General features: G+C 55.6%; 11 protein-coding genes, 1 pseudogene and 1 riboswitch. Of the genes and pseudogenes, 10 read left to right on the top strand and 2 right to left on the bottom strand.

Going from position 1 to position 12,377, the window contains the following annotated elements:
• The first annotated feature begins 124 nt into the window (after positions 1 to 124).
• The 7 genes from pnp to R6U41_RS09335 all read left to right on the top strand — a co-directional run bounded on the left by pnp (position 125) and on the right by R6U41_RS09335 (position 9,131).
• Positions 125 to 2,302: a polyribonucleotide nucleotidyltransferase gene (pnp, locus tag R6U41_RS09305; RefSeq protein ID WP_410269562.1), complete on the top strand. Its 2,178-nt coding sequence runs from the start codon at positions 125 to 127 to the stop codon at positions 2,300 to 2,302.
• Between the two features lie 15 nt (positions 2,303 to 2,317).
• Positions 2,318 to 2,776: a dUTP diphosphatase gene (gene dut / locus R6U41_RS09310; protein ID WP_410269563.1), complete on the top strand. Its 459-nt coding sequence runs from the start codon at positions 2,318 to 2,320 to the stop codon at positions 2,774 to 2,776.
• A complete protein-coding gene (locus tag R6U41_RS09315; RefSeq protein WP_410269564.1) occupies positions 2,773 to 3,621 on the top strand; it encodes an MBL fold metallo-hydrolase in 849 nt (282 codons plus the stop codon). Before dut ends, R6U41_RS09315 begins: the two co-directional genes overlap by 4 nt.
• 113 nt (positions 3,622 to 3,734) lie before the next feature.
• Positions 3,735 to 3,843, top strand: a riboswitch (TPP riboswitch).
• Positions 3,844 to 3,942: 99 nt separating this feature from the next.
• Positions 3,943 to 4,716 (top strand): sulfide-dependent adenosine diphosphate thiazole synthase, encoded by a 774-nt coding sequence (locus tag R6U41_RS09320; RefSeq protein ID WP_410269565.1) that lies wholly within the window; start codon positions 3,943 to 3,945, stop codon positions 4,714 to 4,716.
• A 63-nt stretch (positions 4,717 to 4,779) separates the two neighbouring features.
• A complete protein-coding gene (gene thiC / locus R6U41_RS09325; RefSeq protein ID WP_410269566.1) occupies positions 4,780 to 6,066 on the top strand; it encodes a phosphomethylpyrimidine synthase ThiC in 1,287 nt (428 codons plus the stop codon).
• A gap of 31 nt (positions 6,067 to 6,097) precedes the next feature.
• Positions 6,098 to 7,708: a fumarate hydratase gene (locus tag R6U41_RS09330; RefSeq protein ID WP_410269567.1), complete on the top strand. Its 1,611-nt coding sequence runs from the start codon at positions 6,098 to 6,100 to the stop codon at positions 7,706 to 7,708.
• 82 nt (positions 7,709 to 7,790) lie between these two features.
• Entirely contained in the window at positions 7,791 to 9,131 is a 1,341-nt protein-coding gene (locus R6U41_RS09335; protein WP_410269568.1) for a YihY/virulence factor BrkB family protein, read from the top strand.
• 15 nt (positions 9,132 to 9,146) lie between these two features.
• Here the strand turns inward: R6U41_RS09335 and R6U41_RS09340 are convergent, their stop codons facing one another.
• Entirely contained in the window at positions 9,147 to 9,644 is a 498-nt protein-coding gene (locus tag R6U41_RS09340; protein ID WP_410269569.1) for a rubrerythrin family protein, read from the bottom strand.
• 308 nt (positions 9,645 to 9,952) lie between these two features.
• On the opposite strand from R6U41_RS09340, the gene R6U41_RS09345 reads away from it, so the two are divergent.
• Complete coding sequence (locus tag R6U41_RS09345; RefSeq protein ID WP_410269570.1) at positions 9,953 to 10,345, top strand: hypothetical protein; 393 nt, start codon at positions 9,953 to 9,955, stop codon at positions 10,343 to 10,345.
• Positions 10,346 to 10,363: 18 nt separating this feature from the next.
• Here R6U41_RS09345 and R6U41_RS09350 read toward each other — a convergent pair whose 3' ends face one another.
• Entirely contained in the window at positions 10,364 to 11,260 is an 897-nt protein-coding gene (locus R6U41_RS09350) for an acyltransferase (RefSeq protein ID WP_410269571.1), read from the bottom strand.
• A gap of 402 nt (positions 11,261 to 11,662) precedes the next feature.
• Here R6U41_RS09350 and R6U41_RS09355 point away from each other — a divergent pair, with 402 nt between their 5' ends.
• Together R6U41_RS09355 and R6U41_RS09360 are read left to right on the top strand one after the other, a co-directional pair.
• Positions 11,663 to 12,178, top strand: coding sequence for an ATP-binding cassette domain-containing protein (locus tag R6U41_RS09355; RefSeq protein ID WP_410269572.1), 516 nt, complete (start codon positions 11,663 to 11,665; stop codon positions 12,176 to 12,178).
• Positions 12,178 to 12,377, top strand: a pseudogene (locus R6U41_RS09360) (C4-dicarboxylate ABC transporter permease); the annotation flags it as partial. The gene R6U41_RS09355 and the pseudogene R6U41_RS09360, both read left to right, overlap by 1 nt.

Below are 12,377 nucleotides of genomic sequence, written 5' to 3' on the forward strand. Positions count from 1 at the left end.
TGCCGGCAAATCACTTAAACAGGGTCCTCAATATTGTAAAACCCCGGCCTTTGCGGCGCAGCCGCTTTTGACCGGATAAAATCCAAAAAATTTACACTATTTTTGAGAGGCTCAGGAGTTGAATATGGAAATATCATTTAAAACCCAGATCGGCGGCGAGACGCTTAGCATCCAGGCCGGCAAACTGGCCAAGCAGGCCTCGGGCTCGGTTCTGGTCCAGTACGGGGAAACCATGGTGCTGGTAACAGCCGTATCCAGTGCCGACCCCAGACCGGATGCCTCCTTTTTACCGCTTACCGTGGAATATCAGGAAAAAATCTATGCTGCGGGCCGAATCCCGGGCAATTACTTCCGCAGGGAAATCGGCCGGCCCAGTGAAAAAGAAACCCTTACCTCCCGGCTCATTGACCGGCCCATCCGTCCGTTGTTCCCCAAGGGCTACAACTACGAAACCCAGGTCATTGCCACGGTGCTTTCCATGGACAAGCAGAACGAACCCGATGTTCTGGCCATGATCGGCGCCTCGGCTGCCCTGGAGCTGTCTGACATCCCGTTTGACGGCCCCATTGCCTGTGTGCGGGTGGGACGGATTGAAGGCAGCTACGTGATCAACCCGGCCATTGACCAGTGGGAGCAGTCGGATATCAACCTGATCGTAGCCGGCTCCAGAAACGGGATCATCATGGTGGAAGGCGGCGGGGATTTTGTTTCCGAGGCGGAAATGATCGAGGCCATCTTTTTTGCGCACAAGGAAATGCAGCCTTTAATCGATATCCAGGAAAAACTGCGCGACAGCATGGCAAGGGAAAAACGCCCCTTTGCCCTGCCGGAAAAAGACGCAAGCCTGGCCGAGCGCCTGGAGCAACTGGCCGCAGACAATATCCGCCAGGCCCTGACCATCGCTGACAAGCTCGAACGGCGCCAGGCCCTTTCCAGTGTCAAAAAACAGGCCATCGAAGCCCTGGGCGAGGCATACGAGGAGCGAAAATCAGAGGCATCTGAGATCCTTGGCGATCTGCAGAAACAAATCTGCCGGGAGATGATCCTCAAAGAGGGCAAGCGCATTGACAACCGCGCAACCGATCAGGTGCGCCCGATTTCCTGCGAGACCGCCCCTCTTCCCAGAGTTCACGGAAGCGCATTGTTTACCCGGGGCGAAACCCAGGTGCTGGCCGCCCTGACCCTTGGCTCGGGCCAGGATGAACAGCGGGTGGAAACGCTTCTGGGCGATGAAACCTATCCGTTTCTACTCCATTACAATTTTCCGCCCTATTCCGTGGGAGAGGTCAAGCGCCCCGGCGGTCCCAGTCGAAGGGACATCGGCCACGGCGCGCTGGCCAAGCGGGCCATTGAAAAGGTCATTCCTGCCAAGGAAGCCTTTGACTACACCATCCGCCTGGTTTCGGAAGTCCTGGAATCCAACGGATCATCTTCCATGGCCACGGTTTGCGCATCCAGCCTGGCTTTGATGGACGGCGGGGTCCCGGTGACCGCACCGGTATCCGGCATTGCTATGGGCCTGATCACGGACGGGGAAAAATCCGTTGTGCTCTCAGACATCCTGGGCGACGAGGATCAGTTCGGGGACATGGACTTCAAGGTGGCCGGAACCCGAAAGGGCATCACCGCCCTGCAGATGGACATCAAGATCAAGGAACTGTCCCGGAGCATCCTGGAAACAGCCCTGGAGCAGGCCAAAAACGGTCGTCTCCACATCCTGGATCGGATGGAGGAGACCCTCAACGCACCGCGCGAAGAGCTTTCCCCCTATGCCCCCAACGTAACCACCGTTCAAATAAGCCCGGAGCGCATCGGGGAATTGATCGGACCGGGCGGCAAGCACATCCGACAGCTCCAGAACGACACCAACACCCAGATCGAGATCAACGACAGCGGACTTGTGAAAATCGCCGCATTCTCCAAGGAAGAAGGCGAGGCTGCCGCTGAAATGGTCCGGGATATCGGCTCCGAGCCGGAGATCGGCCAGGTATATGAAGGCACTGTTGTCCGGGTTACGGATTTTGGCGCATTTGTCCAGATCAAAGCCAAAACCGAAGGTCTGGTACACATCTCCGAGCTTGCCCATTACCGGGTCAAAAGCGTAACCGACATTGTCAAGGAAGGCGACAAGCTGCAGGTCAAGGTCATTGACATCCGGGACGGCAAAATCCGCTTAAGCCACAAGGCCCTGCTTGAAGCCCCGGCAAAGGAGGATGGCGAATCCCGGCCGCCTAAAGACAACCGCGGCGGCAAGGACAAAGACAACCGTTCCCGCAGGCCGCCCAAGAAAAACGACAAATAATCGGCCTTTTTTCATATGTCGAACAAACCCGTGATCCAGTGCCGGCGGATACGGCCGGAATCGGATGCAGACATTGCCGCGCCCGAATACATGACTGCCTGCTCTGCCGGCATGGATTTGTGCGCGGCGGTAAATGAACCCGTGGCCATTGAGCCCGGAGAAATCAGGCTGATTCCCACGGGTTTTGCCGTATGCCTGCCCGCAGATCACGAGGCTCAGATCCGCCCCAGATCCGGTCTTGCCGTTAAGCACGGCATCGGACTGATCAATTCTCCGGGCACCATTGATGCCGACTATAGGGGGGAGATCCAGGTGGCCGTGATCAATCACGGCCGATCCTGCTTTGTGATCAATCGTGGCGACAGAATCGCCCAGATGGTCATCAGCCCGGTAAGCCGCGTGCTGGTGGAACTTGTGGAGCGCCTGCCGGATTCGGAGCGCAGTTCCGGGGGATTCGGGCATACCGGCATATGAAACAGCAACCCCCTTTTGGCGCATCTGTTTCCCGGTCGTGTGTGTCATCGCCGGATCTCACCGCCCGACTCTGCATCTGCATGCTTGCCAGCGGCAGCAAGGGCAATGCCATTTATGTGGCATCAGACCAAACCGCTGTATTAATTGACGCCGGCCTTTCCGGGGTGCAGATCGAGCGCCGGATGCAGCAGCAGGGCATCTGTCCCCGAAACCTCGACGCCCTGGTGGTTTCCCATGAGCACAACGATCATGTAACCGGCGTGGGTGTGCTGGCCCGGCGCTACAACCTGCCGGTTTACATCAATGACGGCACCAGAAAGGCCGCAGCCCGAAATCTTGGCCGCATTGACGCGTTTTGCCCGTTTTCCTGCGGCACCCGGTTTGTCATAAACGATCTTGTTTTCCGCCCGTTTTCCATTTCCCACGATGCAGCCGAGCCCGCTGGCTTTACAGTGGAAAACAATGCCGGCAAAATCGGCATTGCCACGGATCTGGGCATGGCCACGGCCATGGTGCGCCACCATCTGCAAGGCTGCAACCTGCTGGTGCTCGAAGCCAACCATGATGTGCCCATGCTCGAACAAGGCCCCTATCCCTGGCCCACCAAACAGCGGGTCAAGGGCCGTACCGGTCATCTCTCCAATGAAGCCGCCCGGGATCTGCTCATGGAAGTCATCCACGACCGCCTCAAACATGTGGTCCTGGCCCATATCAGCCAGACCAACAACACCGCCGAAAAAACCCTGAGCGTTGTGGCCGAACCCGTAAACGGCCGTGGCCTCAGGTTTTCCGCAGCCTGCCAGGAGACATGCAGCCGCATGTTTGAAATCACAAAAACGCCCTGACCCACCCATGTACACATCTTGAAAGAACAGCGCCTGTGCCTTTTTGAAAACTTTTTTGAAGTTTTTCTTGACACCAGGCGCAACGGACTTTTATTTTATTGAATACAATCCGAAACCGCCGTTGGGGGTGCCGACATCCGGCTGAGAATCCGCAGTTCCACGGATAACCCTTTAAACCTGATCAGGGTAATGCCTGCGCAGGGAAAACGCAGCAAACACATCCATCCGTGACATCTGATCGCAAATGGAAGTTAAAGCCGTTTTTCCGGCCGGGAAAACGGCTTTTTTGTTTTTCAACGCAAAACCAAGGAGATGACAATCATGGCACTTGACGAAATTCTGATTTCCCGGGCCATCATCGAACGGTATCACCAAAAGCTCACAGACAACCTGGAAACAGACGTGGCCATCGTGGGCGCCGGCCCCTCCGGCCTGGTGGCGGGTTATTTTCTGGCAAAAGCCGGCAAAAAGGTGGTCTTATTTGAACGAAAGCTAAGCATCGGCGGCGGCATGTGGGGAGGCGGCATGTTGTTTAACGAAATCGTGGTCCAGGCTGAAGCCCTTGCCATCCTGGATGCCTTTGGCATCCGTTACCGGCAATACCAGGACGACTACTACACCGCAGACGGAGTCGAGGCAGTAGCCTCGCTGACTGCAGAAGCCGTGCGCGCCGGGCTGACCATATTTAACTGCATCAGTGTCGAAGACGTGATGATGCGGCCCGACCGGGTCGAAGGGCTGGTGATCAACTGGTCACCGGTGGAAATGGCCGGCCTGCACGTGGATCCGCTCACGGTGCGCGCGAGCTACGTCATTGACGCCACCGGCCATGACACGGATGTGGTGCAGATGGTGGACAAGAAAAACCCGGGCCGGCTCAACACGTCCACCGGCGGCATCATCGGCCAGAAGGCCATGTGGGCCGACCGGGCTGAAAGCGATACCACGGAAAACACAAAGGAGATCTTTCCCGGACTTTACGTGGCCGGCATGGCCGCCAATGCCACAGCCGGCGGCCCCCGAATGGGACCGATTTTCGGCGGCATGCTGCTTTCCGGCCGCAAGGTGGCCCGGGAGCTGACCGACAAGGTCTGATTGGCCGCAAATCCCATTGAAAATTCGAAAGCATCTATTCAACAACAAAAACAGGAATATCCCATGACACAGTTGGAATCGGCCAGGGCCGGGCGCATCACCGATGAAATGCGCCAGGTGGCGGAATATGAACAAATGTCCCCGGAGCAACTGCGCGATAAAATCGCTTCAGGCCGGGTGGTGATACCCAAAAACCTCGCCCGGCAATTTGTCCCCCGGGCAATCGGAAAAGGGCTTTGCACCAAGGTCAACGCCAATATCGGCACATCCCCGAGCCGGCATGACCTCGCCCAGGAACTGGCCAAGCTCGATGCAGCCGTGGCTGCGGGCGCTGATGCGGTCATGGATCTGTCCACCGGCGGGGACCTGGATGCGACCCTGCGGTCCATACTGGACAAAAGCCCTGTAATGGTGGGCACTGTACCGGTTTACAAAGCAGTCAGCCGGATGCTGACAGCAGGACGAGCCTGCATTGATTTGACTTCTGATGATATTTTTGATGAAATTGAGGCCCAGTGCAGGGCAGGGGTGGATTTTATCACCGTGCACTGCGGCATTACCACGGAAACACTAAAGGTGCTCAAACAATGCGACCGGCATCTGGGCATGGTTTCCAGGGGCGGCAGCCTGCTGGCGGAATGGATGGCTCGCCACAATTCGCAAAACCCGTTATATTGCCAATATGACCGCCTGCTGGAAATCACCCGGGCCCATGACGTGACCCTGTCGTTGGGCGACGGCCTGCGGCCGGGCAGCATTTATGACGCCCAGGACCGGGCCCAGATCAGCGAGCTGGTGGTGCTCGGACAACTGGCCCAACAGGCCCGGGATGCCGGGGTTCAGGTAATGATTGAAGGACCGGGACATGTGCCTTTATCCAGAATTGCCATGGACATGAAACTGCAGCAACAGTTGTGCGGACAGGCCCCTTATTACGTGCTGGGCCCGCTTCCCACCGACATTGCCGCCGGCCACGACCATATTGCCGGCGCTGTTGGCGGGGCGATTGCCGCGGCTGCAGGCGCTGACTTTCTCTGCTACGTGACCCCGGCCGAGCATCTGACCCTGCCCGGTGTGGATGAAGTGCGCGAGGGCGTTATTGCCTCAAAAATCGCCGCCCATATCGGGGACCTGGAAAAGGGCGTGGCCGGCGCATGGGACCGGGACCGGGAAATGACCGCAGCGCGAAGAGGCTTTGACTGGCCGGCGGTTTTCGCCCATGCCATTGACCCGGAAAAAGCCCGGGCCATGCGGGCCCAAAGCGAGGACCACGACAAGGACGTCTGCACCATGTGCGGTGACTTCTGTGCCCTGAAAACCTATGGCCGGGCCATGGAAGAAATCAAATAACAGTGCAACCCTTAAAGCAAAGGAGTCTGTGATGGCCGAGTTTCATTATCAGCCCATGTTCCCCCTGGGAGCCGACGACACGCAGTACCGAAAACTCAGTGATGCAGGTGTTAGCATGGCCGAATTTGAAGGCCAGCCCGTGCTCAAGGTGGCTCCCGAAGCCCTCTCCGAGCTTGCAAAAACCGCTTTCACAGACGTGGCCCACCTGTACCGGACCCGGCATTTGCAACAGCTTGCAGATATTTTAAATGATCCGGAAAGCTCGGACAATGACCGGTTCGTGGCCCTGGAAATGCTGAAAAATGCCGTGATTTCTGCAGAATTCGTATTTCCCATGTGCCAGGACACGGGCACAGCGGTGATCATCGGCAAAAAGGGCCAGCAGGTCTGGACCGGCGCAGATGACGAAAAAGTCCTTTCCAAAGGCGTGTTTGACGCCTACACCCAAAACAATCTGCGTTATTCCCAAAACGCGCCCCTGGATTTGTACACGGAAAAAAACACCGGATGCAACCTGCCGGCCCAGATCGAGCTTTACGCCACCCCGGGCGATGCGTACAATTTTCTCATGATCGCAAAAGGCGGGGGGTCGGCCAACAAAACCTACCTATTTCAGGAAACCAAGGCCGTGTTAAACGAAAAGGCCCTGGTCGCGTTTTTAACCGAAAAAATGAAATCTTTGGGCACTGCGGCCTGCCCGCCCTATCACCTGGGCATTGTCATCGGCGGCACCTCGGCGGAAGCCAATCTCAAAACCGTGAAACTGGCCACCGCCGGCTATCTCGACACCCTGCCCGTTTCTGGCAACGAATACGGACACGCTTTTCGCGATCCGGACATGGAAGCAAAGCTTCTGGCCGCATCCCGGCAACTGGGTCTGGGCGCTCAGTTCGGGGGAAAATATTTCTGCCATGACGTGCGCGTCATTCGCCTGCCCAGACACGGGGCATCGTGTCCCATCGGCATCGGGGTAAGCTGCAGCGCAGACCGCAATATCAAGGGCAAAATCACAAAAGACGGTGTTTTTGTGGAACAGCTCGATACCAACCCGGCCCGGTTTCTGCCGGATGCTCCGGCCGTGGACACCCCGGCGGTGAAAATTGATTTAAACCGGCCCATGGACGAAATCCGCAGGGAGCTTTCCGGCTATCCGGTCACCACCCGCCTGCTGCTTTCCGGCGATATCGTGGTGGCCAGAGACATCGCCCATGCCCGGATCAATGAGCAGCTGGAAAAAACCGGGCAGCTCCCGGATTACATCAAAGATCACATCATCTATTATGCAGGCCCGGCCAAAACCCCGGAAGGCCATGCATCCGGAGCTTTCGGCCCCACCACGGCCGCGCGCATGGATCCTTACGTGCCTTTATTTCAAAAACACGGGGGCGCGTTTGTCACCCTGGCCAAAGGCAACCGCTCAGCCATTGTCAAAGATGCGTGCAAGGATTACGGCGGATTTTATCTGGGCTCCATCGGCGGGCCCGCAGCCAGGCTGGGCAGGGACTGCATCACAAAAGTGGAGGTGATCGATTTTTCCGAACTGGGCATGGAGGCGGTCTACAAAATACGGGTGCGTGATTTTCCCGCGTTTATCATCATTGACGACAAGGGCAATGACTTTTTCGAACAGATCCTTGGTTGATGGTTGTGCTGAAATTTTCCGGAAACGCTCAATTTGGCTTCAAAAACCGAACCCCGAACCTGGACTTCCTGGAAGGGTTAAAATGAAAAAATTCCAAAATGTCGCCAACCGAGCGGCCGGGTTTGTGAAAAACGATATCTGGAATGATCCGCCCGAAGCCGGGCGGCTTCATCAGGCATTTCTGCACGTGATACGGGTGGTGCTGATCACGGCCAACAGCTTCCGCAGCCAGTTGCTGCTGCTTCGGGCATCGGCACTGGCCTACAGCACCCTGCTGGCGGTGGTGCCGGTGCTGGCCGTGGGCTTTTCCATGCTAAAGGGCCTGGGGTTTCATACCCAGATCGAACACGTGCTGGTCAATTACCTGACCGCAGAGCAGGAGGAGCTGACCAGCCGGATTGTGGAATATATTTCCAACACCGATTTCAAGGCCCTGGGCGCCTTGGGAACCGCCGTGCTCATCTATGCCGTGATCATGATGCTCAGCAATGTGGAGGGCGCGTTTAACAGCATCTGGGGAGTTACCCGCAACCGTCCGATAGTCCGGAAAATTTCCGACTACATCAGTGTATTGCTCCTGGGTCCGCTGCTCATGGTGGTTTCAACTGCGGTGTTCACATCGTTTTCGTCCCACACCATGGTCCAGACATTGTCCCACTACCCGGTGTTCCGGGATTTTTTTGCCCTGTTTGGCATGCTGATCCCGTATATGGGCCTTTGGATCGCGTTTACGGCCATGTATATGATCATGCCAAACACCCGCGTGCGTTTTCTGCCGGCACTCATCGCCGGGGTGGTGTGCGGAAGCGTATGGGCGCTGGCATTTGAAGTCTATACAACCTTCAATGTCGGCATGGCCCGCTACAACAAAATATACGGCACCTTTGCCGCCCTGCCCATTTTTATCATCTGGATTTATATCAGCTGGATCATCGTGTTGGTGGGCGCCAGGATTTCCAATGCCATCCAACACTTAAAAACCTATCAGCAGGAATTCAAGGGCACCGGCGCCAGCTTTGGCCAGCGCCAGCACATGGCCCTATACATCATGCACGAAATCGCCCGGCACTTTCACACCGGAAACCCGCCGCCGACAGCCGATCAGATCTCCCGGCACCTGGCCATACCCACCCGGCTGGTGCATGAGATCGGTGAAATGCTCTGCGGTCAGGGCCTGCTGCGGGAAATCGAAGGCGACGGCCAGATCTGGCAGCCGGCAATGGATCTTAGCCGGATCCGGGTGGCGGATGTGCTCAACGCGATTTGCGATCACGGAAAAAGTCCCTGGCAGGTTCCCGAACCCGCCAGGGACCCGCAACTTGAGGATCTGATTCGGGCTTACCGGCCTGAGGCCGAACAATCCCCGCACCAGATTTCCATGGCCCGGCTTTTGGCCGGGGGCCGGGAAAACCCGGCCCCTTAGCCGGCCGGAGAAAATCTAGTCCACCCGTTCAAAGGCTTTGGCCTTGGCCTTGCAGATGGGGCAGGTGTCCGGGGGCTGGTTGGCAACGGTGTTGCCGCAGAGGGAACAGACATAATAGCATTCCGCTTCCTCACCCTGGCCCAGTTCATCTAAGGCCTTTCGGTAAAGCTTGGCATGGATCTGCTCGACTTCGTTTGCCCAGGTAAAGCTCTGATCCGCGGCTTTTTCGCCTTCTTCCCGGGCGTCTTTGATCATGTCCGGGTACATGGATTTAAATTCATAGGTCTCGCCTTCGATGGCTTCCTTGAGATTTTCCGCCGTGCTGCCGATGCCGTCCATGGCCCGCAGGTGGGCGTGTGCATGCACGGTTTCAGCCGCAGCTGCGGCCCGGAAAAGTTTTGCCGCGGCCGGATAGCCCTCTTTGTCCGCCTGCTTGGCAAATGCCAGATACTTGCGGTTGGCCTGGGATTCTCCGGCAAATGCGTCCTTTAAATGCTGCATGGTCTTTCCCATTGGTTCCTCCTTGGATTTCGGTGTTCATGGTCGTAATTCACTAAAATATGCATTCCGCATCACTTTTCAAGTTGTTTCCAAACGCTATTCAATCTTTGTGCCACAAGGCGGCACCCAATATTTCCGGCTTTTTTGGCAAACTTTTCCCGCCATGTCTCAATGAGACACTGCCCGGCGTGATACACCCGGGCCCCGGCTGAGACAAAGAATCGTTGCCATGGTATCAACTTGTATTGATGCCCGGGCCGAGCCTGTGTTATGTAAAAGCCAAAAAGACGAAGCAAGGCGTCACGAATAAAGGAAAGCGGATGAAAACTGCAAAACAACGCATTGAACCCTTAATAAAGGTGGATTTACGGGTTTCGGCCGGCAAGCGCCCATCCGGCACCGAAGTCATGGACCCGGAGCCGGTGGGGTTTATTTTCGGCATCGGAAAGACGGGCCTGACCCCCCTGGAACGGAAAATCGAAGGCCGGTACGCAGAGGAGCAGCTGAGCCTGGAAATCAGCAAATCCGCCATACCCGAATTTTTCGGTCATATCTTTCCCTTTCCCCTGCGTTTGAAAATTGCCCTGGATCCGTTTTATTTAAACCTGAAAATCGTATCCGTCTCCCCGGCCGATGCCCGGGAGGTGGTGCGGGCCATGGCGGAAATCACGGCTTGCAGCGGATGTGACTGCGGATGCGGGGGGCATTTTTAAACAAGACAGCGCCCGGTATTATTCAGACAGCAGAGAATCCAGGATCTGATCCTTTTGGGCCCACAACTGATCCACCCATTGATAAAACCGGTCCCGGCCCTGCTGGTCGGCAAAATACCAGCCGTCCTTTAAATCTTCGGGAATGGCCCGCAGTCGAACATCCACCCGGACACGCCGGGTCCGGCCGCAAAAAAAATCCCACAGACCTGGGACACCATCGGGATAGGCAATGGTGATATCCACCAGGTCCTGCAGCTGATCGCCCATGGCATAGAGTATCATGGCTGCCCCGCCGGCCCGGGGCTTTAGCAGGCGCCGGTAGGGGGAGTTTTGTTTTTTGTGTTTTTCAGGGGTAAACCGGGTGCCTTCCATAAAATTCATCACCGCTACAGGGGTATGACGGAATTTCTCGCAGGATTTGCGGGTGGTTTCCAGGTCCTGTCCCTTCAGATGGGGGTATTTTTCCACCACATGCCTTGGATAGCGCTTCATCACCGGGAAATCCAGCCCCAGGAAACACTGCCCCATAAGGGGCAGCCACAGCAGTTCCTTTTTGATGAAAAACTTGTATGGCGGAACCCGGCCGGCAAGCACCCGGATTAACACCAGGATATCCACCCAGCTCTGGTGATTGGAAACAATCAGGCACCAGCGGTCCATGCGCAGATCCGCCTGCCCGCGGATATCATATTCCACCCGGCCCAAAATCCGGTGGGTCCAAACGGAGCAGGCCACCCACATGCCGCTGGCAATCCGGTCAAGCCCCCGGCCGGCGCGTTTTTGCACCGCTTTTACCGGAACCAGAAATTTCACCGCAGCCACCAGGAAAAAAAACACGCACAGCACCACGGTAAACATCACATACACGGCAAAGGTCACCAGACCCCGCAACACCCAAATCAAAGCAAATCGCATCAACAATAACCTGCCCGGGTATAACCGTCCCGGATGAATACAGTGTATGAAAAATGAACATCGATTGCACCTTTAATTTTTTTTAAAATAACAGAATATCACATAATTTCAAGTTGTTTTCGCCATTTTGAAAAATGAAAAAGGCTTTTTACAATTCAACCGAATTGACAATCTATTAAAATTGTAGTAAAAACTATCAGTTATCAGAGAATGAAGAAACAGACATATAACATTATATCAAAAACTTATTTCAGAGCAGAGATAAATTTATTTGATTTTTTTCCCTTTGCCAATAGTGTTTAACATGAGCCCATGTCAGGCTAAAGGGTTTTCGAAACCGGACTTTTCAGGGGCCTACATTATGATTTTTTTTCAGATCATCCAAAAAAGAGGACAATAACCATGGGGAACGACTCATCAAATGGCCAGAAGCGCCTTGTGGTGGAGAATGCCTACAAAATTTTCGGGGGCGATCCAGGCCCTGCCTTTGAGCTTTTGAAGCAGGGCAAGGCCAAGGATGAAATCTACAAGGAAACCGGTCTGACCATCGGCGTTCAGGACGCCAATTTTTCTGTTTATGCCGGAGAAGTATTTGTGATCATGGGGCTTTCCGGATCGGGCAAATCAACGCTGGTGCGGCTGCTAAACCGGCTGATCGAGCCCACATCCGGCACGATCCTCGTCGAAGACCAGGACATCACCAAGATGGACACCAAGCAGCTCACCGAAATGCGATACGGGATCGACCTGTACTGCTGTAACCAGGTCTCGGGCACGGCGGGGCTTCCCTATTATCCGATCCTTTTCGGAATGGCCTTTACCTTTGCAACAGTATGCCTCGTTTCAGTGTTCCGCATCACCAACCCGGCGGGACGCAGGGATATGAGCCAGGCGGGTAATCTTTCAGGGGATGTGTGATGGATCCAGTCATTATAGGAACAATCGGCATTGTTATTCTTTTGCTACTTTTTTTCACGGGGATGCCTGTCGGCTTTGTGATGATCCTGATAGGCTTTCTGGGTTTCGGCTCTCTGGTGTCCTTGGGCTCTGCCTTGAGCCTCCTGGCCAAGGACCTCTTTCATGTCTATTCGGAATACAACCTGACGGTGATTCCACT

It is taken from the genome of Desulfosalsimonas sp., assembly GCF_046483245.1.
Lineage (GTDB): Bacteria > Desulfobacterota > Desulfobacteria > Desulfobacterales > Desulfosalsimonadaceae > Desulfosalsimonas.

Bases quoted from the DNA above. Each gene is read 5' to 3' on its own strand.
- R6U41_RS09335 (WP_410269568.1), top strand. From the start codon at position 7,791: ATGAAAAAATTCCAAAATGTCGCCAACCGAGCGGCCGGGTTTGTGAAA.
- dut (WP_410269563.1), top strand. From the start codon at position 2,318: ATGTCGAACAAACCCGTGATCCAGTGCCGGCGGATACGGCCGGAATCG.
- R6U41_RS09340 (WP_410269569.1), bottom strand. From the start codon at position 9,644: ATGGGAAAGACCATGCAGCATTTAAAGGACGCATTTGCCGGAGAATCC.
- R6U41_RS09320 (WP_410269565.1), top strand. From the start codon at position 3,943: ATGGCACTTGACGAAATTCTGATTTCCCGGGCCATCATCGAACGGTAT.
- R6U41_RS09355 (WP_410269572.1), top strand. From the start codon at position 11,663: ATGGGGAACGACTCATCAAATGGCCAGAAGCGCCTTGTGGTGGAGAAT.
- R6U41_RS09350 (WP_410269571.1), bottom strand. From the start codon at position 11,260: ATGCGATTTGCTTTGATTTGGGTGTTGCGGGGTCTGGTGACCTTTGCC.
- R6U41_RS09315 (WP_410269564.1), top strand. From the start codon at position 2,773: ATGAAACAGCAACCCCCTTTTGGCGCATCTGTTTCCCGGTCGTGTGTG.
- thiC (WP_410269566.1), top strand. From the start codon at position 4,780: ATGACACAGTTGGAATCGGCCAGGGCCGGGCGCATCACCGATGAAATG.
- pnp (WP_410269562.1), top strand. From the start codon at position 125: ATGGAAATATCATTTAAAACCCAGATCGGCGGCGAGACGCTTAGCATC.
- R6U41_RS09330 (WP_410269567.1), top strand. From the start codon at position 6,098: ATGGCCGAGTTTCATTATCAGCCCATGTTCCCCCTGGGAGCCGACGAC.
- R6U41_RS09345 (WP_410269570.1), top strand. From the start codon at position 9,953: ATGAAAACTGCAAAACAACGCATTGAACCCTTAATAAAGGTGGATTTA.